This is a genomic window from Marinobacter sp. NFXS11 (assembly GCF_040148675.1).
Lineage (GTDB): Bacteria > Pseudomonadota > Gammaproteobacteria > Pseudomonadales > Oleiphilaceae > Marinobacter.
This window is the reverse complement of the sequence record NZ_JAGDDV010000001.1, coordinates 1,328,304-1,349,840: the sequence shown is the minus strand read 5'-3', so window position 1 is coordinate 1,349,840 and position 21,537 is coordinate 1,328,304. Positions and strand designations below refer to the sequence as shown.

At 56.3% G+C, this 21,537-nt stretch carries 24 protein-coding genes; 12 read left to right on the top strand and 12 right to left on the bottom strand.

Features of this window, described 5'->3' with window-relative positions; all coding sequences use genetic code 11:
- Positions 1 to 17 precede the first annotated feature (17 nt).
- Positions 18 to 434 (bottom strand): hypothetical protein, encoded by a 417-nt coding sequence (locus J3362_RS06325; RefSeq protein WP_349518672.1) that lies wholly within the window; start codon positions 432 to 434, stop codon positions 18 to 20.
- A gap of 205 nt (positions 435 to 639) precedes the next feature.
- Between J3362_RS06325 and J3362_RS06320 the strand changes: the two genes are divergently transcribed.
- Complete coding sequence (locus J3362_RS06320) at positions 640 to 969, top strand: hypothetical protein (protein ID WP_349518671.1); 330 nt, start codon at positions 640 to 642, stop codon at positions 967 to 969.
- 28 nt (positions 970 to 997) lie between these two features.
- Positions 998 to 1,471 (top strand): hypothetical protein, encoded by a 474-nt coding sequence (locus J3362_RS06315; protein ID WP_349518670.1) that lies wholly within the window; start codon positions 998 to 1,000, stop codon positions 1,469 to 1,471.
- 10 nt (positions 1,472 to 1,481) lie between these two features.
- Here J3362_RS06315 and J3362_RS06310 read toward each other — a convergent pair whose 3' ends face one another.
- The 3 genes from J3362_RS06310 to J3362_RS06300 all read right to left on the bottom strand — a co-directional run bounded on the left by J3362_RS06310 (position 1,482) and on the right by J3362_RS06300 (position 4,123).
- Positions 1,482 to 2,321: a putative RNA methyltransferase gene (locus J3362_RS06310; protein WP_349518669.1), complete on the bottom strand. Its 840-nt coding sequence runs from the start codon at positions 2,319 to 2,321 to the stop codon at positions 1,482 to 1,484.
- Between the two features lie 110 nt (positions 2,322 to 2,431).
- A complete protein-coding gene (locus tag J3362_RS06305; RefSeq protein WP_108018622.1) occupies positions 2,432 to 3,373 on the bottom strand; it encodes an electron transfer flavoprotein subunit alpha/FixB family protein in 942 nt (313 codons plus the stop codon).
- Complete coding sequence (locus tag J3362_RS06300; RefSeq protein ID WP_008171627.1) at positions 3,374 to 4,123, bottom strand: electron transfer flavoprotein subunit beta/FixA family protein; 750 nt, start codon at positions 4,121 to 4,123, stop codon at positions 3,374 to 3,376.
- Positions 4,124 to 4,541: 418 nt separating this feature from the next.
- On the opposite strand from J3362_RS06300, the gene J3362_RS06295 reads away from it, so the two are divergent.
- Positions 4,542 to 6,194 (top strand): electron transfer flavoprotein-ubiquinone oxidoreductase, encoded by a 1,653-nt coding sequence (locus tag J3362_RS06295; RefSeq protein ID WP_349518668.1) that lies wholly within the window; start codon positions 4,542 to 4,544, stop codon positions 6,192 to 6,194.
- 153 nt (positions 6,195 to 6,347) lie between these two features.
- On the opposite strand, the gene J3362_RS06290 is transcribed toward J3362_RS06295, so the two are convergent.
- From J3362_RS06290 to J3362_RS06260, 7 genes are all read right to left on the bottom strand, one after another.
- Complete coding sequence (locus tag J3362_RS06290) at positions 6,348 to 6,809, bottom strand: FKBP-type peptidyl-prolyl cis-trans isomerase (RefSeq protein WP_148607078.1); 462 nt, start codon at positions 6,807 to 6,809, stop codon at positions 6,348 to 6,350.
- Positions 6,810 to 7,007: 198 nt separating this feature from the next.
- Positions 7,008 to 7,574 (bottom strand): DUF1285 domain-containing protein, encoded by a 567-nt coding sequence (locus tag J3362_RS06285; RefSeq protein WP_349518667.1) that lies wholly within the window; start codon positions 7,572 to 7,574, stop codon positions 7,008 to 7,010.
- A gap of 24 nt (positions 7,575 to 7,598) precedes the next feature.
- On the bottom strand, positions 7,599 to 8,495 hold the full coding sequence (locus J3362_RS06280) for a radical SAM protein (RefSeq protein WP_349518665.1): 897 nt from the start codon (positions 8,493 to 8,495) through the stop codon (positions 7,599 to 7,601).
- Between the two features lie 45 nt (positions 8,496 to 8,540).
- Positions 8,541 to 8,990, bottom strand: a complete 450-nt coding sequence (locus J3362_RS06275) for a SixA phosphatase family protein (protein WP_053115346.1) — start codon at positions 8,988 to 8,990, stop codon at positions 8,541 to 8,543.
- A gap of 42 nt (positions 8,991 to 9,032) precedes the next feature.
- Positions 9,033 to 10,100, bottom strand: a complete 1,068-nt coding sequence (locus J3362_RS06270) for an NAD(P)H-dependent glycerol-3-phosphate dehydrogenase (protein ID WP_349518664.1) — start codon at positions 10,098 to 10,100, stop codon at positions 9,033 to 9,035.
- Between the two features lie 60 nt (positions 10,101 to 10,160).
- The gene (locus tag J3362_RS06265) at positions 10,161 to 10,652 is read right to left on the bottom strand and encodes an STAS domain-containing protein (protein ID WP_008171643.1); all 492 of its coding nucleotides are present in this window, start codon (positions 10,650 to 10,652) and stop codon (positions 10,161 to 10,163) included.
- Between the two features lie 14 nt (positions 10,653 to 10,666).
- Complete coding sequence (locus J3362_RS06260; RefSeq protein WP_349518663.1) at positions 10,667 to 11,875, bottom strand: PP2C family protein-serine/threonine phosphatase; 1,209 nt, start codon at positions 11,873 to 11,875, stop codon at positions 10,667 to 10,669.
- A gap of 114 nt (positions 11,876 to 11,989) precedes the next feature.
- On the opposite strand from J3362_RS06260, the gene J3362_RS06255 reads away from it, so the two are divergent.
- On the top strand, positions 11,990 to 13,474 hold the full coding sequence (locus J3362_RS06255) for an HD domain-containing protein (RefSeq protein ID WP_349518662.1): 1,485 nt from the start codon (positions 11,990 to 11,992) through the stop codon (positions 13,472 to 13,474).
- Here J3362_RS06255 and J3362_RS06250 read toward each other — a convergent pair.
- Positions 13,464 to 14,492 (bottom strand): NAD(P)/FAD-dependent oxidoreductase, encoded by a 1,029-nt coding sequence (locus tag J3362_RS06250; protein ID WP_349518661.1) that lies wholly within the window; start codon positions 14,490 to 14,492, stop codon positions 13,464 to 13,466. The genes J3362_RS06255 and J3362_RS06250 overlap by 11 nt on opposite strands.
- A gap of 116 nt (positions 14,493 to 14,608) precedes the next feature.
- On the opposite strand from J3362_RS06250, the gene J3362_RS06245 reads away from it, so the two are divergent.
- From J3362_RS06245 to J3362_RS06210, 8 genes are read left to right on the top strand one after another with little or no spacing between them, the layout of a single operon-like run.
- Complete coding sequence (locus J3362_RS06245) at positions 14,609 to 15,565, top strand: acyl-CoA desaturase (RefSeq protein ID WP_349518660.1); 957 nt, start codon at positions 14,609 to 14,611, stop codon at positions 15,563 to 15,565.
- The gene (locus J3362_RS06240) at positions 15,562 to 16,029 is read left to right on the top strand and encodes a nuclear transport factor 2 family protein (protein WP_349518659.1); all 468 of its coding nucleotides are present in this window, start codon (positions 15,562 to 15,564) and stop codon (positions 16,027 to 16,029) included. The genes J3362_RS06245 and J3362_RS06240 overlap by 4 nt, the downstream gene beginning before the upstream one ends.
- Positions 16,026 to 16,826, top strand: coding sequence for an SDR family NAD(P)-dependent oxidoreductase (locus J3362_RS06235; protein WP_349518657.1), 801 nt, complete (start codon positions 16,026 to 16,028; stop codon positions 16,824 to 16,826). Before J3362_RS06240 ends, J3362_RS06235 begins: the two co-directional genes overlap by 4 nt.
- Positions 16,823 to 18,088, top strand: a complete 1,266-nt coding sequence (locus J3362_RS06230) for an NAD(P)/FAD-dependent oxidoreductase (protein WP_349518656.1) — start codon at positions 16,823 to 16,825, stop codon at positions 18,086 to 18,088. The genes J3362_RS06235 and J3362_RS06230 overlap by 4 nt, the downstream gene beginning before the upstream one ends.
- A 2-nt stretch (positions 18,089 to 18,090) precedes the next feature.
- On the top strand, positions 18,091 to 18,975 hold the full coding sequence (locus J3362_RS06225) for a DUF1365 domain-containing protein (protein WP_349518655.1): 885 nt from the start codon (positions 18,091 to 18,093) through the stop codon (positions 18,973 to 18,975).
- Positions 18,963 to 20,237, top strand: a complete 1,275-nt coding sequence (locus tag J3362_RS06220; protein ID WP_349518654.1) for a class I SAM-dependent methyltransferase — start codon at positions 18,963 to 18,965, stop codon at positions 20,235 to 20,237. Before J3362_RS06225 ends, J3362_RS06220 begins: the two co-directional genes overlap by 13 nt.
- Positions 20,234 to 20,755 carry a DUF2878 domain-containing protein gene (locus J3362_RS06215; RefSeq protein ID WP_349518653.1) on the top strand — a complete coding sequence of 174 codons (522 nt, stop codon included), beginning with the start codon at positions 20,234 to 20,236 and terminating at the stop codon, positions 20,753 to 20,755. Before J3362_RS06220 ends, J3362_RS06215 begins: the two co-directional genes overlap by 4 nt.
- On the top strand, positions 20,752 to 21,492 hold the full coding sequence (locus J3362_RS06210) for a hypothetical protein (RefSeq protein WP_349518652.1): 741 nt from the start codon (positions 20,752 to 20,754) through the stop codon (positions 21,490 to 21,492). Before J3362_RS06215 ends, J3362_RS06210 begins: the two co-directional genes overlap by 4 nt.
- The last annotated feature ends 45 nt before the right edge of the window (positions 21,493 to 21,537 follow it).

Below are 21,537 nucleotides of genomic sequence, written 5' to 3'. Positions count from 1 at the left end.
ATCGAATCAATGGTATTTCAGCGGAGCCCGGCAACCGTTTTCTCGCCCATCAGACGCATGAATACGGCAACACCCAGGCCCCAGAAACCGTTGAGGAGCAAGCCGCCCACCCAGGTCTGGGCCGAGACATCAAGCCCTTTCAGGGGGAATACCACCAGCATGGCGACTGCTGTGGGACCTACAGCCCCTACAATGACATGCCCCAGCCAGAACTTCACCCCTGCCAGGCGCCCAAGAATCAGCCACAACAACATGCCCCAAAGGCCACCAAAGAACGCCAGTGACACAACCTGGGGCACACCCAGCGGCGGCACCGGTGACAGGTTGAAGGGCGCTGCGGGCACGATGCCCCCGAGCCAGAACAGCGCGAACAGACCCTGATGAAACACCAGGGTTGCGAGAAAACCACTTGCAAACGCCTTGAACCAAACCATGAACAATCCTCTGTTGGTATGAATAGTCGGCCTTAACCCGTTGATTCTGCGTAGCTCATTGAACAACTGCAACCAATGTTAACAGTTTTGAGCGCTCGTTCTACTTTCCCGGCTACACTGGGAAATCCGTCTTCACGGCCAATCGTTTGTCATACTTCATAGGGCACACTGCGGCAGTGCACGAAACGATTTCCGGAGGTTCGAATTGATCACCTTTTTAACAGTCTTGAGCATCCTGCTTGTCCTGTTCAGTGGCTTCGTCTGCTGGCAGGTTCTTGAACAGCGCAAAGTGATCGCCCGAATGATGGAGAACGACGATATCGCAGATCCCGAGCAGGAACCCGAGCTGGTTATTACGCTTCGGGTACTGGATCCGATTGCCCTTGCCAAGCGTGAATCGCGCTCTGCCCGCGTACTTGCCGACAAACTTCCCGTGATGGTTCGCAAAATGGTGTACCAGGAAGTGATGAAAGAACTCGAGGAAGAGATGACAGAGCGCGAAATCGACGTGGATATGCAGATTGAGTATCGGTGATCGCAATGAGTGACTGGAGGGCCCTCTCATGAATCTGGCCGCAATCGTATTGTTGCTGCTAATGGCCTTTGGCGGATTCTGCATCGCCTACTGGCAGCTGCTACTTTGTCGCCGTGAAGCACGGATTCTCAATTCCCATCGTGTGTCGGCGCACAGTGCCATCCAGAAAAGCAGAATGGATCTTCTCGAAATCCGGAATCGGGCGCGGTTGCTGGAGGACTCGGTTTCGGGTGGCGCGAGCGCGGTAGAAAAGCTCCACAAGGCAATCTCGAACACGACTTTCGGGCTGATTGATCTGTTCTCGAAGGATGAGGAGTTCCGACAGACTGCCCGTAAAGCACGGGCTACCCATGACCAGACGAGTCAACAGATCTACAAAACCGTGCGCACGACCAACAAGGCCCTGCACATCCTCGCTGATACCCTGATCATAGGGAAAGCAGAAAAGCGGCTCGCTTCCCGCAAGCGCGACAAGGCTCAGGGTTCCGATGACGGTCAATGAAATTCAGCGGTTAGCGCTTTTCCAGACGTTTCAGAACCACGTCGACCGTTACCTCCAGTGATTCGAGCGCCGCAGCCTTCTCAAGGCCCTCCGAGCTGGCCCGATAAAGATGGGGTGTCATGGCCAGGAGATCGGCAATGCTTTCCTGGTCCGGAAGGCTCAGTGGGAACCTTGCCACGGTTGAATCAAGGGTCCGGAAACCCTCGGGGTCGGGAATCTCAGTGCCTGCAGGCGGTTTCAGTTCGGGGTAAATGATTTCACGCAGCTCCCGAAGGTGGTCTGCACCGGCATCCACCTGTATCACCCTCCCGCCAGCCTTAAGCACCCGCGCAAATTCGCTGTAAACCGGAAAACCAAACAGGCAAAGCACGAGATCCAGGGATTCCGGCAGAATTGGCAGGTTGGCATTGCTGCCGACCACCCAACGGGTCTGTTTGTCCCGTTTGGCGGCGGCCAGAACCGCCCACTTGGAGATGTCGACTCCGATCATGGAAACATCTCTGGCGCCAGCGAAGCTCGCGAGGTGTCGAAGGTAGTAACCTTCGCCAGAGCCTGCGTCCAGAATCGATCCAGTGCCCTCGCTCGGGAGCCACTGCAATACCTGATCGCTCACGGCCTCGGCGATCTTTGTGTAGAACCCTGCACTCAGAAATCGTTGCCTTGCCGCAACCATTTCCCTGCTATCACCCGGGTCCAGGGAACGTTTCTTTTGAACGGGTAACAGATGCACGTAGCCCTGCCGCGCAACATCAAAGCTGTGTCCATTCTCGCACCGCCAGGTCTTTTCGCCCGGCACGAGCGCGCAGCCGTCCAGTGGGCAGGCTAAGGCATCAAACGGCTTAGTAGTCATGGGTTTCGTATCCGGGTCAACAATCAGGGCTGGATATCATGGCAGGTATTCTGGCTTCGCCCAAAAGAAAAAGGCACCCGAAGGTGCCTTTTCTCAAGCCAGGCAGAAAGTTACAGAACTTTCTTCAGCTCTTCTTCAAGCTGTGGAACGGCTTCGAACAGGTCCGCTACCAGACCATAATCGGCAACCTGGAAGATCGGCGCTTCTTCATCCTTGTTGATCGCAACGATCACCTTGGAGTCAGACATACCGGCCAGGTGCTGGATGGCACCGGAAATGCCCACGGCGATGTACAGCTGCGGCGCAACAATCTTACCGGTCTGGCCAACCTGCATGTCGTTCGGTACGAAACCGGCGTCAACAGCAGCACGGGATGCGCCAACGGCGGCACCCATCAGATCGGCAACCTGCTCAAGCATCTTGAAGTTGTCGCCGTTTTGCATGCCGCGACCACCGGAAACCACGATACCGGCACTTGCCAGATCAGGGCGGTCAGACTTGGCCAGCTCTTCGCTAACGAACTGGGACAGGCCAGCGTCTTTGACAACGTCCAGTTGCTCGACAGAAGCGGAGCCACCTTCAGCAGCAACCGGGTCGAACGCGGTCGGCCGAACAGTGACGACTTTGATGCTGTCACTGGATTTAACAGTGGCAATGGCGTTACCAGCGTAGATCGGGCGAACGAAGGTGTCTTCGGACTCCACACGCATGATGTCGGAAACCTGGGCAACGTCCAGCAGCGCAGCAACACGTGGCATGAAGTCTTTGCCTACGGTGCCAGCGGCGGCCAGGATGTGGCTGTAGCCCTTGCCTACTTCGGCAACCAGCTCACCCAGGTTTTCGCCCAGGAAGTGACCATAAGCGGCATTATCGGCAACCAGTACCTTGTTAACGCCTTCGGCCTTGGCAGCTGCTTCAGCAACGGCGCCACAGTTCTCACCGGCAACCAGTACGTCGATGTCTCCGCCGATGGCCTTGGCAGCCGCTACAACATTCAGGGTAGCCTGTTTCAGGCTGCTGTTGTCATGTTCAGCAATTACAAGGATGCTCATTTAGATCACCTTCGCTTCGTTCTTCAGTTTATCGACCAGCTCGGCAACGTCGGCCACTTTCACACCCGCCTGACGGGAAGCAGGCGCTTCAACCTTCAGGGTGGAAAGGCGCGGAGCGATGTCGACACCCAGATCGGCCGGGCTCATGTTGTCCAGCGGCTTCTTCTTCGCCTTCATGATGTTCGGCAGAGAAGCGTAGCGCGGCTCGTTCAGACGCAGGTCGGTAGTGACAACCGCAGGCAGGTTCAGGGCAACGGTCATCAGACCACCGTCTACCTCACGGGTTACGTTAACCTTGTCGCCCTCAACAACCACTTCGGAGGCGAAAGTGCCCTGACCCATGCCGGTCAGTGCGGCCAGCATCTGGCCAGTCTGGTTGTTATCGGAATCGATGGACTGCTTGCCAAGAATGACCAGCTTCGGCTCTTCTTTCTCAACAACAGCCTTGAGCAGCTTGGCCGCTTCGAGAGACTGAACCTCCTCGTCCGTTTCGACGTGGATACCACGGTCAGCACCCAGCGCCAGCGCAGTACGGATCTGCTCCTGGGAGGCTTTCGGGCCAATGGATACCACCACGATTTCACTGGCAACACCCTTCTCTTTCAGGCGAACGGCTTCTTCTACCGCGATTTCGCAGAACGGGTTCATTGCCATCTTGACGTTGGCGAGGTCAACACCGGTGTTGTCCGGCTTGACGCGCACCTTTACGTTGTAGTCGATTACTCGTTTTACAGCGACCAGAACCTTCATAGATTCCTCGTTCTTCTACGATGGGTTTATGACTTGCAGTCCTCGCGCAGAGCCTGCCTGAATTCAATGCGCACTAATGATGGAGGCAACACTCAGCAGAATCAATAGCCTCAAACGACGCGCCAGGACTGAACTTTCAGCCAATTCCCCGGTATTGACCGGGGACGGCAATGAGACGATACTAGATTTCGACTCAAAACACACGATGTTTCAGTGTGCTCTTACAATGCCAAAGGACAGAGCGAATTTCAAACAAACGTTTGTTTGATTCTTCAAATACGGTATCCTTTTGGTTATGCAAGTCGGCAAGACCGGCTTTGGGCAGTCGTCTATAGGCAGTTTTACCGGTATGATGGCGACCCAGAATAATTGGCCTGCGGGCACATAATATCCATTAAAGATGTTTGAGGAGACCAACGTGGAACGCGAATCGATGGAATTTGATGTTCTGATCGTCGGCGGCGGCCCGGCGGGCCTGTCGGCAGCGTGCCGTGTCATGCAACTGGCACAGGAAGCTGGCGAGGAACTCACCGTATGCGTTGTAGAGAAAGGTTCTGAGATCGGCGCCCACATTCTGGCAGGCACTGTATTCGAGCCTACTGCCCTCAACGAACTCTTCCCGGACTGGAAAGAGAAAGGTGCTCCGCTCAACACGCCGGTTACCCGGGACGACATTTTCCTGCTCAAGAACCAGGAAAGCGCCACCAAGATCCCCAATGCGTTTGTGCCCAAGAACATGCACAACCATGGCAACTACATCATCAGCCTTGGCAACCTCTGCCGCTGGCTGGCCGAACAGGCCGAGGGCCTGGGCGTAGAAGTGTATCCCGGCTTCGCCGCCTCTGAGACCATCGTTGAAGACGGTCAGGTGAAAGGCATCATTACCGGCGACATGGGCGTTGCCCGTGACGGATCCGAAAAAGACGGCTACATGCCGGGCATGGAACTGCGTGCCAAGTACACCCTCTTTACCGAGGGCTGCCGTGGTCACCTGGGCAAGCGCCTGATCAGCGAATTCAAGCTCGATGAAGGCAAGGACCCGCAGCACTACGGTATCGGTATCAAGGAACTGTGGGATATTGATCCGGCCAAACACGAGCCGGGCCTGGTGGTTCATACCACTGGCTGGCCCCTGAAAGAAACCGGCTCCACCGGTGGTTCCTTCCTGTACCACCTTGAAAATGGCCAGGTGTACGTGGGCCTGATCACCGATCTTTCCTACAGCAATCCGCACCTGAGCCCGTTTGAAGAATTTCAGCGCCTGAAGCATCACCCGGAGATCAAGAAACACCTGGAAGGCGGCAAGCGCGTATCCTACGGCGCCCGTGCAATCACCAAAGGTGGCTACAACGCTCTGCCCAAGATGAGCTTCCCGGGTGGTTTGCTGCTTGGCTGTGACGCAGGCACCCTGAACGGCTCCAAGATCAAGGGCTCCCATACTGCCATGAAGTCCGGCATGCTGGGCGCCGAGGCGGTTTTCGAAGCACTCAAGGACGGCAAGAGCGGCGAAGAAATCAGCAGCTTCCAGAAGAAGTTTGAAGACAGCTGGCTGTTCAAGGAGCTTTACGCCGAGCGTAACTTCGGCCCGGCCATGCACAAGTTCGGCAACATTGTTGGCGGTGCCATCGCCTTCTTCGAGCAGAACATCCTGCGTGGCAGCCTGCCGATCACCTTCCACGACACCACTCCGGACTACGCCACCCTCAAGCCGGCGGCGGAGTGCAAGAAGGTGACCTATCCCAAGCCGGACAACACCCTGACCTTCGATCGTCTGTCCTCGGTGTTCATTTCGAACACCAACCACGAGGAAGATCAGCCGGTTCACCTGAAACTGACCGATCCGGACCTTCCGATCCGCGACAACCTGCCTAAATACGATGAGCCTGCGCAGCGCTACTGCCCGGCTGGTGTTTATGAAGTTGTCGAGAAAGACGACGGAAGCGGCAAACGCTTCCAGATCAACGCCCAGAACTGTGTTCACTGCAAGACCTGCGACATCAAGGATCCTGCCCAGAACATTAACTGGGTAACTCCGGAAGGGGGCGGCGGCCCGAATTATCCGAACATGTAAGTTCGGCTTCCGGTGATAAAACGGCCCCGTGTGGGCCGTTTTTTTTGGGCTATCGGAATGTCGGATTACGGCTTCGCCTAATACGACATCATTATTTCCGGGCATAAAAAAACGGCTCCCTCGGGAGCCGTTTTTGTAGCACTTCAGAAAAGCTTAGTGAGCGTGGCCGTGCTCTTGCTCTTCATCAGTCGCTTCGCGAGCTTCTACCACTTCTACGTCGAAGTGCAGAGTCTCTCCGGCAAGCGGATGGTTGGCGTCGATGGTGACGGTCTCGTCGCCAACTTCTACCACACGAACGACCTGGGGGCCGCCCGGGGTCTGCGCCTGGAACTGCATGCCCGGCTCGATGGTATCGACGCCTTCAAACGCAGAACGAGGAACCGGTTGGATCAGCTCTTCGTTGACTTCGCCGTAGCCTTCGCCAGGTTCTACAGACACCTTAACCTGATCGCCTGCATTCTTTTCGTTCAGTGCACTTTCCAGTCCACCGATAATGTTCTGTGCACCTTCCAGATAAGACAGAGGCTCGCGACCTTCTACACGGGAGGAGTCAAGCTGCTCTCCCTGATCGTTGGTGAGCGTGTAATGGATGGTGACAACACGAGGTTGGGCCATGTGATCTCCTTGCGTGTCGCAATGACTGTTTAATTGATTTAGGCAATCGAAAGTGATCGTGAACAGCCAGACTGCACAGAGGGACTAACGACCACCGGGCCTCGTTAGAGAGCCAGGCTCATAACAAGTATGAAAACACAGTTTAACAACTGAGCTAATGCGTTTTCTACCGTAATTCTGGGGCCGCGGTACCGGTTTTCAACCACCCTGCCCGATTTTGTAGAAAATTCCGTGACTAAAGACGCCCAGAACCGGGTGACCGTCTTCGTTTCGCTCGACCACATGCTGTGCCAGGTCGTAATAGGCCGCAGTTACCAGTCGTGCTTCGACTCCATGACGAACCTGCACAACGGGGCGGGGTTCGTCCGAATCAGGATAGGTTCCCACTTCCAGTGGATGCTCCTGGCTGATCTCGAGCGTTTCGCCAACATTGGTAGTCAGGGAAATCACCTGTCGGTCGCTCTCGCCAGTCACGGTGAGGGAATGGGCGAGCAACGGCGCATCCTCGACCTGTATTCGCCACTTTTCAACGGGCGTCACCAGATAGTATTGGCCGTCGCTTTCCCGGCGGAGAATGGTGGAAAACAGACGCACAATCGCTTCGCGAGCCAGCGGCTCCCCTTTGAAAATCCACTGACCATCACGGCTGATGCGAAGATCCATATCCCCGGACAGCTCGGGGTCCCACTGGTCAAGGGGTGGATTCCCGGGCCTCTTCACGGTTTCCTCCACCTGCTTTGCAAGATTGTCTGGATTCATACTCATAACCGTGGCTCCCGGTTCCGTGAATTACAACCCGCGCATCCATTCCGCGCGCAAAGGGGCTGCGCCGGGATTGGTGATGGCCAGGTTAACCTGGTCCAGCATTTTCTGCTTGTCGCGGCCAAGGGTCCCTTTCAGCACCAGGTAGTTCGAGGCGTGGTCGCTGCGAAAGATGGTTTTATCCAGCTTCAGATGTTCCAGGAACAGACGAATTTCCTCGAAAAGTCCCTGCTGTGAGAGTGGGACAAAATCATCACCGAAGCCTTCCCGAAAACGCTCCTCACCCTGGGGAAAGCTGACGACGAGGGTCGACAGGTAATCCGGCTGGGTTTCATTGCAGAGCGTGGCAGTGTTGATTGCATGCTGACCTGAGAGACTCTCACCGCCCAACCCGTTCAGCACCATCACAGAACTGGTCAAACCTGCCTCCCGAATCTTCAGCAACGCCGAGCGGGTGGATTCCCAAGTTTCACCCTTGTTGACCCGACGCAGAATTTCATCGTCGCCGGATTCCATACCAACATAGAGGATCTGAAGACCGGCCTCTTTCAGCTCGGCCAGTTCTTCCACAGACTTCTTTGCAAGATTACGGGGCAAACAGTAACTGGAAACCCGTTGAAGGTCCGGAAAAGCCTCACGGAGCTGGCCGAGAATCTCCAGCAACCGACGGGTAGGAAGCACCATGGCATCACCGTCTGCCAGGAAAACCCGGCGCACGCCACCCAGGCTGCTAGCCGCACTACGGATGTCCTGGAGCACATCTTCAGGCTTGCGGGCCCGGAATTTCTTTTGCGGTTGCGTATACATTTCGCAAAACGTGCACTTATTCCAGGAGCAGCCGTTGGTGACCGGCAGGATCAGTGACTTGGCTTCACTGGGAGGCCGGAAGACCGGTTCCACGTAGTCGATGGGAAAGCTGTACATAGTCTGGCTCGGATTTGAGGATTCAGAAGTGACTTATTGGAAATATCAGGGCAGAAACTGGGCTTTCAAGTCAGCGCACCCTGGGCCGACCACGGGCATATCCAGCATGACGGCCTGGGAGGTCATGAAAGGAATGCCCCGGCGGTGTGCGTCAACCAGAAGCGTGGCAAGCCCTCCTACCAGGGGCATGTGGGAAACGATTAACAGGGGTGATTCGTGATGCTCAATCAATGCATCAAGGCAGGCTGCCGGGTCGTCGTCCGGAGTGATAAACATCTTTTCTTCAACTGGACAATTGAGAATTTCGGAAACGATCGCCGCCGTTTGCCTGGCCCGCACATAGGGGCTGCTCCAGACCAGCTTCGGTCGCCAGGGCGACTCCGCGATGCGAGCGGCAACCTCGGCCACGCCGAGCCGGCCGGCCTCCGTCAGTTCACGTTCCTGATCCAGCGTATGCCAGCCAGCTTCCCCATGGCGCATGATGAGCAGTTGCAAGGGCTCTCTCCTTTCCGGCCTGGTCCCGGTTCAGCGGGCCTGTTACTGGCTGATGGTCCGCGGCAGTATAAATTCTACGTCGGAATTCTGGACCGACATCATGAGGCTATTGATGACCGCCTTGATTGAAGCGTTGTCATAAAGGATCTCGTAAAGCCCACGAACCAGTGGCATATAGATCCCAATGGCCTCGGCTTTCTGCTTGACGAGCTTCAGGGTATAGATGCCCTCGGCCACCTGCCCGAGCTCCGCCACGGCATCGTCCAGTTTCTGGCCCTGGCCAACGGCGTAACCCACTCGAAAGTTCCGGCTCTTGGATGAGGTACAGGTCACGATCAGATCACCGACACCCGCCAGCCCCATAAATGTCATTGGGTTGGCGCCGAGGCTGACGGCAAACCGGCTCATCTCTGCAAGACCGCGGGTGATCAGCATGGCCTTGGCGTTCTCACCCATTTCCAGGGCGGAGGCAAGACCTGCAACAATTGCATAGATGTTCTTCAGCGCCCCGGCGAGTTCCACACCATACACATCCACGTTCGCGTAAACGCGAAAATACTCACAACCCAGAAGGTCCTGCACCGAGCGGCGCACATTTGGATCCTTGGCGGCAATTACAGTGGCGGTCAGATCCCGGTTTACGATTTCACCAGCCAGGTTGGGGCCACTGAGCACGCCAATACGACAGCGGGGAATCTCCTCCTGGAGAATCTCGCTCATCAGTTTGAAGCCGTGCTCTTCAATCCCCTTGGTGAGGCTGATAACGATTTGTTCGTCGCGGAATTTGTCGCTGTTCTCGCGGATAACGGCCCGAAAAGCCTTGCTCGGAATGGCAACAAATACGATCTCGGCCTTGCTGACAGCGTCCGCCAGGTCTGTGGTGGGCTGAATGTCACCGGTCAGCTCAATGCCTGGCATGTAGCGGCTATTGACTCGGGTGCTGCGGACTTCTTCGGCCTGGGCTTTGCCACGCATCCAGAAATGAACACGGTGACCGTTTTCACCCAGCACCTTGGCCATGGCAGTACCAAAACTGCCACCGCCCAGAACCGCCACATCGTGTACTGGAACGGCTGCGTCAGTGTTCCGGGGCGTCGATTGTTCAGACATAGTTCTTCCGTTCTGTCAGATCAGGTGTGATACCGGCACAGTCGCGCCAAGGGGGCGCAATTAACCGGGCTCTTCACATTCCAGAGCGCGCACCAGATTCTTGAATTCTTCCCTGTTTCGGCTGTTCAGGCCCATCAGCACTTTATGGGCATCGAGAACCTTGTCTCGAACCTGTTGTTCGCTGGCCCTGAGTACGGGAATCTCTTCAAGCTCTTCAATTCGGGACGCGGGTTCTCGCACGATGATAAAGATCTTGTCGAAACCCATGGAAGTGATAATGCGGGTAATGTCGGGATTGGTCGAAATAAGTGTGGGCAGGAAGTTGCTCTGCTTCTGGGCCGCCATAGCGATCTTGGCAAGCAGTCCGAGCGTGGTGCTGTCGATAATCTCGGTTTCGGTCAGGTCGATCACCACGGTCTTGAACTCCGGGTCCTGGGTGATGGACTCAACCAGATTGTCCAGCGTCGAACACAGGTTCAGCCGGATTTCCCCAATAAACTTCAGGACATAGATGCCCTGTTTTTCAGCTTGCAGGATCTTGTAACCAGCCATGTTTCACACTGCCACTAATTCGACGGGGTGTTATCTGATCCGTTCATGGTATCAGTTACCGATACGATAGCGATATCGTCCGGCAGCTCTGTGATCTGTTCCAGATGCAGAGCCTCGTTAAGAGAGGCGATAGTGTGACGACCTCCCGATACGAGTTCAAGTAGTGTCCGCTCCTTTTCATCCAGCCCCTTTTCCCGGATAACTTCCAGAATTCCATCCGAAAACAGGGTCAGATGAAACGGTTTGTTCAGGGGAACCTCGTACACTTCCCATTCCGGCGTTTCGAAAAGCCCTACCGGAAGCCCGCTTCCTTCAAGGAACGCGGCCTCCCCCCCTTCAAAAGACAGGATGGGCATCGGAAAATGGGCTCCGACTGCATAATTCAATTTACGTTCGCTCAGGGAAATAATGCCAACGAACACGGTTACGTGTTTACCGAGGCCGGTATCCAGCAACTCCGAATTGATGCGTTCCAGGAATCGGTCCGGGTACAGGATATCTTCACTGGAGCCCCGGCGAAGGTTCCGCTGCAATCGGTTGGTCAGGTTTTTCAGCAGTACGGTTACAAACGCGGAGCTGGCGCCATGGCCGGAGACATCAGCGATGTACACCAGCACCTTGTCGTCGGAAATACGGAAGTAATCCAGAAAATCACCGCTCAGGTAAAGCGATGGTTTGATCATGTGGTCCACGTGCAGGCCACTCATCACCTGTTCGTGCTCCGGAAGCATCCGTAACTGGACCTTTCGACCGGCGCGCTGGTCCGCCCGCAGCTCGGCGATGCCATCCCGCAGGTCCCGATTTGCCTCTTCAAGCTCCTGCCGGTAAAGCTGATTCAGCCGGTTGACCCGGACCCGGTCGAATAATTTCCCGATAACATCGTCCAGTGCGCCCTTGTCGTCGTTGCAAGGTTTGAGGACAAAATCCGCCGCCCCGGCCCTGAGGGCGCTGACCACATCGGCGCTGGACTCGCTGGACGAACACGCGACGATCGGCGTGAATGTTTCGGCTTCTTCCAGGCGGTTAGCGAGATCCCTGATGGATTCCGGAGGCAGGTCTGCAAAGATGACATCGGGAATGTTATCGTCAAAGAGCGCTCTGGCGCTGGCGAGATCCCGGTAGCCGGTCACGTAGAACCCCCTCGCTTCAAGGTAACGGGCGAGATCCGTACGGGCCTTTTCATCGGCGTCTATTATAAGTATGCGCTCGGTGCGCGAGGTCATGGCGACTGCCCTAAACTACCAGCGATAAACGATAAATTGGCTTGATTAAGCCTATTCTGGCACGCCCCTGTGATATAACAAGGCCAAGTTCATGAAATCGGAGGATTCCACCTGATGCGACGTGCCGTAAACGATCTACTCGGAGCCTATGACAAGCTGATCATGGATCCGGTTCACGGAGGCATTCCGCTTTACCGGCACGAGATCCAGGTGATTGACCATCCGCTGTTCCAACGACTGCGAAACATCTGCCAGAACGACATCCTGAGCCTGGTTTTTCCCGGCGCAACCCATTCCCGCTTTCTGCACAGTATTGGTGTGATGCATGTGGGCACCCGCATGTTCCGCTCGATGATCGACGCCTACCTCAGGGAGCGCCAGCTCAGCGAGCAAACCGACCTGAGCCTGAGCCAGCTTGACGCCATCGACTATCTGGCCAAAACCATCCGGTTGGGCTGCCTGCTGCATGACAGCGGGCATTCAAGTTTTTCCCATCAGTTCACCCAGGCCCAGCGCATTCGGGAACTGATGTCCCGTCCCGGCCGCTTCCGGGATCTGTGGCGCGGCGTGGATTATTCCGCCTATCACCCGGAAGAACCCGATGAACTGGAGCACGAGCATTATTCGGTGCGTGTTGCCCACGATGTGCTCATGGCGGTTGATCTGGAAAGTGCCGGGCTTTTCGCCCGGGACGTTATTGGCATCATGGAAACGACGGACGTCAAACCCAGTGAGACGTTCTGTCGTCATGCCCGCACATTCTGGGCGTTTATTGCGGGGGAAGACGCCGCGGCGGGATCACCGCTCAGCGATAACATACCCGGATTGGTGATGGATCTGCTGTCATCGATTGTATCCGGCGAAATCGACGCTGACCGGGCCGATTACATGCTGCGGGATGGCTTCCACTCGTCGGTAACCATCGGCGGTTTTAATCTGGATCATCTTTTGAGCAACCTGCGTTTTGGCTGGGATGTGTCCGAACCCTGGCTGGGGCTGGCCATAACTCAGAAAGGGCTGGGGGCGCTCGAGGACTTTGTCTACAGTCGCCACCAGATGTACCGAAAGGTTTACGCCCACAAGACAGCGCTGGGCTTTGACTGGCTGCTTCGGGAAGCGATTAACGAAGTCCTCGATGACCCGGAGAACTTTGAATGGGTGGATACCTGCCTGAGCGACATGGCCTACTTTGCAGAACTGACCGACAACTTCTTTTGGGAGGCGTTCCGGAAAGTGGCCCGCAGGCACCCGAAGAGTTTCTCGTTCTGCATTGTAAACCGGGTAAAACTGAACCACCTGGATACCCGGGAAGACCTCTCAGCCAGAGGGATCGAACGTCACAGCACATGGTTGGCCGAAGAGCTTTCTCTCAGCCCTGCCCAGGTAGTGACCTGCTCAATGCGGGCGCGCTTCTCGAACATCCAGGACAACTTCAACGGCATCAAGGTGCTCGTGCGCGAACCCATCCACCGCACCCGGTCGCTGAAGAAGATCACCGATGTCAGCGCCTTCTTCAGCAAGTTCAATGACGGCACCATCACGCATTTCTATACCCGGCCCGATGTGACAACCGGTAGCCAGGAGTCTCTCACTGAGTAGTGGGAGCGGTCGTCAGTTCGGCAACCAGTCCGCAGGCACTGTCGAACGCGCCCTCTACCCGGCCGCCACTGAGCCAGTCGCCTGCCAGCCCGATTCGGTTCTCTGGGAACCACAAATGCCCTGGCTGGTCACCGCCTTCAGAGCGGGCGTAAAGCCACCGATGCGTGACAACGTCGTCCGGGCCTCTATCAAAGCCGGTGGTCTCTTGAAAAGCAGCAATAAGCTTTTCTGCAACGTCGTCGGCGGGTGTATCAACATGCGCTTCCGTCCACGCCGGACTGGCGTGCAATACCCACCATTGGCCGGCATCCTCCCGGCCCGGTTTGCTGGAATTGTTGGCCACCCAGAACAACGCCGGGTGTCGGCAGCGCATGCCTTCATGATGATTCCAGGGCGACACCGGAAAATGGGCTGCAATAGCCCAGCACGGCAGGACCCTGCTCACCGGATCGTCCAGATGGGAGGCCAGAGCGTCGAGGCCGCTGTCTGCCAGCAACTCCCGGGCCTGTGCCGGAGGCGCGGTAACGATAACTGCATCAAAATCGCCGAGGTGCGAACCGGAAGTAGAAAAGAGCGACCAGGACTGGTCGTTTCGGGCCAATCTGGCAACGCGTGTCTCGGTGACAACGTGAGCGTGTCCGGACAGGGCCCGGGTAATCGCTGTCATGCGGGGAATACCGACGTAACGGGTCTCCTGCGGGAAGGATTCCCATTTATCAGCATTCGTCTGGAAACCAAACCGTCCTTCCCAGGGTCCGAAGCTTTCAGGGCCGGCAAATTTACGGAGAAACGGCAGGAAATCCGGATTCCGGGAGGTGAAGTACTGCGCGCCCATATCTGCTGATCCGCCGGTTACCCGCTTCGCAGCGAGCCTGCCACCCGGTCCCCGGCTTTTTTCGAAGACCGTGACGTCATGGCCGAGACCGCGCAGCTGGATAGCGGCGGTCAGCCCGGAGAGGCCTGAACCGACAATGGCGATACGGCGTATAAGTGACGAATCAAAGGTTTGATTAAACATGGTTTATCGTGCATCCAATTACAGTAGTGAGATCGTACTACTCTCCATGAAACATCAGCGGCAACAAGGCTGAGTGTGCGATCAAGATTCCATTAAAGAGAAAGGGCAATCAGGGTATGACCCGAATGCAGCATTGGCTTACAAACATTCTGAGGTGGTTCGATTCCGAAGCAGGTTCGGATCACATAGACACCACGTCCAGATCATTCAATTTTTTACGCGTTATTCCGTTCATTGCGCTCCATCTCGCCTGCCTTCTGGCGTTTTACACCGGCGTAAGTGCATTCGCCATCGGATTTGCGATTGCTTTCTTCCTCGTGCGGATGTTTGCGATTACCGGATTCTACCATCGTTATTTTGCCCACAAGACGTTCAAGACCAGCCGGCCTGCCCAATTTGTATTCGCGGTGCTCGGCGCCAGCGCGGCCCAACGAGGCCCGCTCTGGTGGGCTGCCCACCACCGGCATCATCATCAGCACTCCGATGATGTTCAGGATCTTCACTCGCCCCATCAGGGCGGTTTCTGGTGGTCCCATATGGGTTGGTTCACCTGTGACGCCGGCTTTGCGACCGATGAGCGTCGGATTCGGGACTGGCTGAAATTCCCGGAACTCAAGCTGATTAACCGGTTTGATGCGTTGGTACCTGCTCTCGCTGCCGTTGGTATCTACGCGCTGGGCGAGGCGTTGGCCGCGTGGGCTCCAGGGTTGGGGACCAACGGCTTGCAAATGCTTGTCTGGGGATTCTTCATTTCAACCGTCGTGCTGTTTCACGCCACGGTATCCATCAATTCTCTGTCCCACGTCTGGGGCAAACGTCGATTTGAAACGTCGGACGACAGCCGGAACAACTTCTGGCTCGCCTTGCTCACCCTGGGCGAAGGATGGCACAACAATCACCACCGCTGGCCCCAATCTGTTCGCCAGGGGTTCCGGTGGTATGAAATTGACATCACCTGGTATGGGCTATGGCTGATGTCGAAGCTTGGCATCATCTGGGAGCTCAACCCGATACCCAAGCACATTCAGGAAGAAACACGCGAACTGGATAAAATGAGGAGGAGCAGGCAATGACAACCGCCTCAAAGATCGAAGTGGGTACGCGTAATTCCGCGGTGCCGGCAACGCTCGATAATTTCAGAGCGCTGTTTAACGAACTCGATAAGGGTAATCTGAACAAGCTCTCCCGCGTCTACAGTGAGGACATCCGGTTCCAGGACCCACTGAGCACCGTAACGGGGCTGGATGAGCTGACTCACTATTTCGCCGGAGCCTATGCGAATGTCATCTCCTGTCGCTTTGAATTCGGTGAAGCCGTTGTTCAGGGTGAGTTTGCCGCCATACCCTGGGTTATGCACCTCAGTCACAAGCGCCTTCGCAAGGGCCGAGAAGTTCAGGTACAGGGCATCAGCCACCTCGAAATCCGTAACGGAATGGTGTGCTACCACCGTGATTACTTTGACGCCGGGGAAATGCTCTACGAAAACCTGCCGGTGATTGGCAGGGCCATTCGCTGGATCAAGGATCAGGCAGGATGAGTGATCGACTTCAGGAAACCTCGAATATCTGGATTACCGGAGCCAGCTCAGGTATTGGCGAATCCGTAACCCGTGCTCTGGCTCGCGGTGGACACCGGCTTGTGATTACCGGCCGCCGCCAGGGGACGCTGGAGGAATTGGCGTCCGCAGCGCCAGAACGGATTATACCGGCGGCGGCAGACACCACCAGCAAAGAAGACCTCCAGGCCATTGCGGGAACGCTGGAAAACCACGGCGACCTGAATATGGTGATACTGAACGCCGGCACCTGTGAATATCTGGAGATTGCGCGCTATAACAGCGACGTTATCGAGAAGAACATTCACACCAACGTGATTGGCACGGCGCGATGTCTCGATATTGCCTTGCCTGCCCTCAGGCGCAGCCGGGCCAAAGGACAGCCGGCGACCCTGGTGATCGTCAGCTCTTCCGCCTGGTGGTTCCCCTTTGGCCGGGCTGAAGGCTACGGCGCTTCCAAGGCGGCCCTGACCTATTTTGCCCATGCCCTCCGGGCAGACCTTGCCGCCGAGGGGATCGACGTAGTGGTGGTTTCCCCCGGATTCGTCAAAACACCATTGACCGACCGTAACGATTTTCCAATGCCCTTTCTGGTTTCGGCAGAGGATGCGGCGGAACGCATTGTCAGTGGTCTGGCGCGTGGCAAGAACGAGATTGCATTCCCCAAGCGTTTCACCTGGATGTTGAAAGCGCTGGGCGCCCTTCCCCGGCCCTTGATCGACCGTATGTCGGCCTCCATGGCTCGTAAAAGCAAAACCGAACAGGAAAACAATGGATGAGTAGTGAGCGTCAGCGGATTGCTGTCATTGGGGCGGGGGTTTCCGGCCTCACGGCTGCCTGGCTTCTGGCCGAGAAACACGATGTTCAGGTTTTTGAAGCGGGCGACTATGCCGGCGGTCACACCAACACCGAACAGGTCGAAGCCGGTGGCCGCACCTGGCCGGTCAATACCGGCTTCATCGTATTCAACGACTGGACCTACCCGAATTTCATAAAACTGATGGAGCGGCTGGGAGTTCCGTCGGAAATCAGCGACATGAGCTTCAGCGTGGACTGCAGCAGCACCGGCCTGCAGTACAACGGCACCAGCCTGAATACCCTGTTTGCCCAGCGAAAGAATCTGCTCAACCTGCCGTTCCTGAAGATGGTGCGGGAGATTCTTCGCTTTAATAAAGAAACCCGTGCAGATCTTGAAGCCGGCAACATCAACAATGAAGAAACATTGGGGGAATACCTGAACCGGAATGGGTACTCCCGCTATTTCAGGAACTACTACATTGTCCCGATGGGTGCGGCTATCTGGTCAGCACCAGAAATTGTGCTGGAACAGTTTCCAATCCGGTTCTTCCTGCAGTTTTTCAACAATCACGGCATGCTGTCTGTGGATGACCGACCCACCTGGCGGGTGATTTCCGGAGGGTCTGCCCAGTACGTTAAGAAAATGATGGATCGGCTGGGTGATGGCACGCATCTTAACAGCCCTGTCGACAGGGTTGTCCGGCATAAGGATGGTGTAACTGTTAGTGTCAGGGGCGAGGAGCACCACTTTGACCAGGTGATTTTCGGCTGCCACAGCGACCAGGCCCTTGCCATGCTCGCTGACGCGACCGACAAGGAACGGGACATACTCGGTGCCATGGCCTACCAGAACAACGATGTGGTGCTTCATACAGACAGCAGCGTGTTACCGGACAATCGCCGGGCCTGGGCCGCCTGGAACTACTTCATCCCGACCCACAGCACCGAACCGGTTTCTGTCACCTACAACATGAACGTCCTGCAGAACTTCCACGATGCCCCGGAAACCTTCTGTGTGACCCTCAATCGCAGCCGAGATATTGATCCTGAGAAGGTGATCAAGCACTTCGAGTACGCCCATCCGGTATTCACGCTGGACGCGGTGGCAGCCCAGGAACGCTACGACGAAATCGGTAACCAAAACCGCACCCATTTCTGTGGGGCCTACTGGTTCAACGGATTCCATGAAGATGGCGTTCGCAGCGCGCTGCGGGTAACCGAAGCATTCGGGGTGGAGCTTTGACCGTGAACAGCCAATGGCTGGTGGGTACTGTCCGGCACAGGCGGAAGTACCCGGTGCAGCACGAATTCAGCTACAGCACCGGCATGCTGGCCCTCGACACCGACGAGTGGAACCAGGTTTCCGGTATCAGCCCGCTATTTTCCCTGGAACGTTTCAACTGGATGTCTCTGAAGCGCAGGGATTACTTCAGTCCGGAGACAGTCGACCTGTCTGGCGCTGTGCGTGACCACGTGGAACGGGCCACCGGCTGGCGCCCGGATGGCGAAGTCGAGCTCATTACCCATCCGCGCTACTTTGGTTACGTGTTCAATCCGGTCAGCTTCTATTTCTGCTACCGGGCCGGGGAATGTCCGGCGGATGGCGTGGTCCCAAAGGTCATTGTGGCCCAGATTACCAACACCCCGTGGCATGACCGTCATGCCTATTGCCTGGAAACAACGGGCGCAGAGCCGAACCAGGCGGGCTGGCGCACCGAACAGTTTGGTTTCAGCAAACGCTTTCATGTGTCGCCTTTCAACGGCATGAACCAGCACTACGAGTGGACTTTCAGTTTCCGGGGCCCCGATCTGAGAATTCACATGAATGTTCTGGAAGAGGGCCGCAAGCATTTTGATGCCACTCTGGTAGTCCAACGTACCCCTCTCACTCGTAAAGATGTGCACATAAGTCTTCGAAAGTTTCCGCTTGAGGCATTCAAGGTTGTGGCAGGGATTTACTGGCACGCCCTCCGCCTCAAGCTCAAGGGGGCACCGTTCTACACCCACCCCGACAAGCTTTCCGAGGACGATACCGCCTACCGCCGTGGGCACGATGATTCCGGGCTGGATGTCACCAGCTCCGAGACCAATGACAAGATTCGTGGAAGGGTAAGTTCATGGAGAACCTGAATACTTCGGTTGAAAACACCAAATCCGAGTCGGGCAGCCTGCCGGCTATCAGCCGTTTTGCACGTGCCCTGGTGATTCAACAGCTCCGTTTGCTGGGCGAGGGCAAACTGACGGTTCGGGAATCCGGATTCGAGGATCTGGTATTCGGCGATGGCGCCAGCCAATACCAGCCGGCAGAGCTGATTATCCACGATCACAGCACCTGGCGGGACCTGCTGACCGGAGGAAGCGTCGGCGCGGCGGAAGCGTATGTCGCCGGAGATTGGTCAACCCCCGATCTGGTCGCCCTGCTCCGATTCTTTACCCGCAACGTCGACCGCATGAACGAATTTGAAGACCGGTTCAGTTGGGTTACCAAGCCCGCCCTGAAAGGTCTGCACTGGCTGAACAGGAACACAAAGGAAGGCTCCCGTAAGAACATCAGCGCCCATTACGATCTTGGCAATGACCTGTTCGAGACATTCCTCGATCCAACCATGATGTACTCGTCGGCGATCTATCCCAGCGCCGAATCGAGCCTTGAAGAAGCGGCCGTGCACAAACTGGACACCATCTGCCGGAAGCTGGACCTCCAGCCCGGGGACAAGGTTGTTGAAATCGGCACTGGCTGGGGCGGCTTTGCGATCCATGCCGCCAAACACTACGGCTGTCATGTCACCACGACGACCATTTCCAGAGAACAGCTGGAGTTGGCGAAAGAACGAGTCCAGAAAGAGGGGCTGGAGGACCAGATTACCCTCCTGTTTGACGATTACCGGGACCTCGAGGGGCAATTCGACAAACTTGTTTCCATCGAGATGATTGAAGCCGTTGGTCCCCAGTTTCTCGACAGCTATTTTTCTCAGATAAATGCCCTGTTGAAGCCCGACGGGCTGGCTCTGGTGCAGGCCATTAACATGCCGGAGCAGCGGTACCAGAGAGCTTTGAAAAACGTGGATTTTATCCAGCGATTTATCTTTCCGGGAAGTTTTATTCCCTCTTTCGGAGCAATCCTCGAATCGGTTCGAAAGGAAAGCAAACTGGTACTCACCCATGCCGAGGATACCGGCTTTCACTATGCCCGGACCCTTCACGACTGGTGCGACCGCTTCATGGCCCAGCGGGATAAGCTGGAGTCGATGGGTTACGACGAAGCATTCCGGCGCCTGTGGCACTTTTACTTTGCCTACTGTGAAGCCGGCTTCAGCGAGCGTGCCATTGGCGTTGCGCAGCTGGTGTTCGCCAAGCCCGGCAACAAACGCGAGAACATCGTGAGCGTATGATCGCCTCCGAGACTGCCCGAAACGTTCTTAATTTCCTGCTGTTCCAGGCGGGCTGGTTTGCCTGCGTGTTTTATCCCGGGCTGATCGGCGCCGGCATCGTAGTGATCTTTCTGGTGCTCCATTTTGTCCTGGTTAGCCAGAACCGGATGACCGAGCTTCAGTTCATCGGCCTGGGAACCGTCGTCGGCTCAATTCTGGACGGCATTTGGTTCCGGACCGGTATTCTGGACGACGGCTCCGGCCAGGTGATGCTGACTCCCCCGTGGCTTGTCGCCATCTGGGCCATCTTCATGACGACCCTGAGCCATTCCCTCGACTGGATCAGCAAGAAAGCCTGGCTGCCCTTCGTGCTTGCGCCCTTTGCCGGCCCCTTCGCCTATTGGTCGGCGAGCCAGCTCGGCGCAGTGCAGCTGCCTGAACTGTTGCCATCACTGATTGCTCTCGGGTTTGGCTGGCTGGTTGTTTTTCCGCTGCTGCTGTTCGCCCGCAAAACACTTTACCCGGAGCTGGTTCGATGAAGCACGTTACCTGTTCCGCCTATGTGGCGCTATTGGCAGCCTCATGGCCGGCCGCTGCCGCAGATTACAGTTTCATCGGTACCGCAAGCGCTGGAGACGGCAGCGTCATTTACGAAGAGCGCCACTCCGTTGATGGCACCTGTGAGGAAGGCGTGTTTCGGCCCCGGCAACACGAGGTGACCTACTTCAAACCGGACGTGGACGAGTCGTTCGCCCGCAAAGACCTTGAATACGAGGTTTCAGTGCTGCGTCCGTCCGTAAATTTCGTTCAGCCGACATTCAGTGAAGAAATGCAGATCACTTACCCTGCAACGGACACTTTGGCGATCGACTGGCAGACGCCAGGCGGCGATTCAGAGCAATTCGAGGTGACATACCCGGAAAATACCGTTGTGGATGCCGGGTTCGATAACTTCGTCCGTCAGAATTGGCAGAGTGTTGTGGCTGGCGAGCCGGTTGAATTCCGGTTTCTCGGGCCTACCCGGGGCGAGCATTACGGTTTCGTGCTGGAACGGGTCGAGAACGACCAGGTGAATGCCGATCATGTGGTACAGATACGCCCCACTGGCATGGTCCTGCGTTTCCTGGTCGACCCCATCGTGCTGGGTTACAGCAACTCTGGTGCCCTTTCCGACTATCTGGGCCTCACCAATATCCGGAAAAACCGGGATGAAAACTACACCGCGCATATCCGCTATCAAGTGAATACTACCCCGGATTGTGAACTGACCCCCTGAAACTGTCGCCTCTGCCAAGGCAGACCCCGGGGGTCAGTATGGTAA

What these genes read in the sequence shown, in the direction of transcription:
- J3362_RS06325 (WP_349518672.1), bottom strand. Translation starts at nt 434, where the DNA reads ATGGTTTGGTTCAAGGCGTTTGCAAGTGGTTTTCTCGCAACCCTGGTG.
- J3362_RS06315 (WP_349518670.1), top strand. Translation starts at nt 998, where the DNA reads ATGAATCTGGCCGCAATCGTATTGTTGCTGCTAATGGCCTTTGGCGGA.
- J3362_RS06310 (WP_349518669.1), bottom strand. Translation starts at nt 2,321, where the DNA reads ATGACTACTAAGCCGTTTGATGCCTTAGCCTGCCCACTGGACGGCTGC.
- J3362_RS06305 (WP_108018622.1), bottom strand. Translation starts at nt 3,373, where the DNA reads ATGAGCATCCTTGTAATTGCTGAACATGACAACAGCAGCCTGAAACAG.
- J3362_RS06300 (WP_008171627.1), bottom strand. Translation starts at nt 4,123, where the DNA reads ATGAAGGTTCTGGTCGCTGTAAAACGAGTAATCGACTACAACGTAAAG.
- J3362_RS06290 (WP_148607078.1), bottom strand. Translation starts at nt 6,809, where the DNA reads ATGGCCCAACCTCGTGTTGTCACCATCCATTACACGCTCACCAACGAT.
- J3362_RS06285 (WP_349518667.1), bottom strand. Translation starts at nt 7,574, where the DNA reads ATGAGTATGAATCCAGACAATCTTGCAAAGCAGGTGGAGGAAACCGTG.
- J3362_RS06280 (WP_349518665.1), bottom strand. Translation starts at nt 8,495, where the DNA reads ATGTACAGCTTTCCCATCGACTACGTGGAACCGGTCTTCCGGCCTCCC.
- J3362_RS06270 (WP_349518664.1), bottom strand. Translation starts at nt 10,100, where the DNA reads ATGTCTGAACAATCGACGCCCCGGAACACTGACGCAGCCGTTCCAGTA.
- J3362_RS06265 (WP_008171643.1), bottom strand. Translation starts at nt 10,652, where the DNA reads ATGGCTGGTTACAAGATCCTGCAAGCTGAAAAACAGGGCATCTATGTC.
- J3362_RS06260 (WP_349518663.1), bottom strand. Translation starts at nt 11,875, where the DNA reads ATGACCTCGCGCACCGAGCGCATACTTATAATAGACGCCGATGAAAAG.
- J3362_RS06255 (WP_349518662.1), top strand. Translation starts at nt 11,990, where the DNA reads ATGCGACGTGCCGTAAACGATCTACTCGGAGCCTATGACAAGCTGATC.
- J3362_RS06250 (WP_349518661.1), bottom strand. Translation starts at nt 14,492, where the DNA reads ATGTTTAATCAAACCTTTGATTCGTCACTTATACGCCGTATCGCCATT.
- J3362_RS06245 (WP_349518660.1), top strand. Translation starts at nt 14,609, where the DNA reads ATGACCCGAATGCAGCATTGGCTTACAAACATTCTGAGGTGGTTCGAT.
- J3362_RS06240 (WP_349518659.1), top strand. Translation starts at nt 15,562, where the DNA reads ATGACAACCGCCTCAAAGATCGAAGTGGGTACGCGTAATTCCGCGGTG.
- J3362_RS06235 (WP_349518657.1), top strand. Translation starts at nt 16,026, where the DNA reads ATGAGTGATCGACTTCAGGAAACCTCGAATATCTGGATTACCGGAGCC.
- J3362_RS06230 (WP_349518656.1), top strand. Translation starts at nt 16,823, where the DNA reads ATGAGTAGTGAGCGTCAGCGGATTGCTGTCATTGGGGCGGGGGTTTCC.
- J3362_RS06220 (WP_349518654.1), top strand. Translation starts at nt 18,963, where the DNA reads ATGGAGAACCTGAATACTTCGGTTGAAAACACCAAATCCGAGTCGGGC.
- J3362_RS06215 (WP_349518653.1), top strand. Translation starts at nt 20,234, where the DNA reads ATGATCGCCTCCGAGACTGCCCGAAACGTTCTTAATTTCCTGCTGTTC.
- J3362_RS06210 (WP_349518652.1), top strand. Translation starts at nt 20,752, where the DNA reads ATGAAGCACGTTACCTGTTCCGCCTATGTGGCGCTATTGGCAGCCTCA.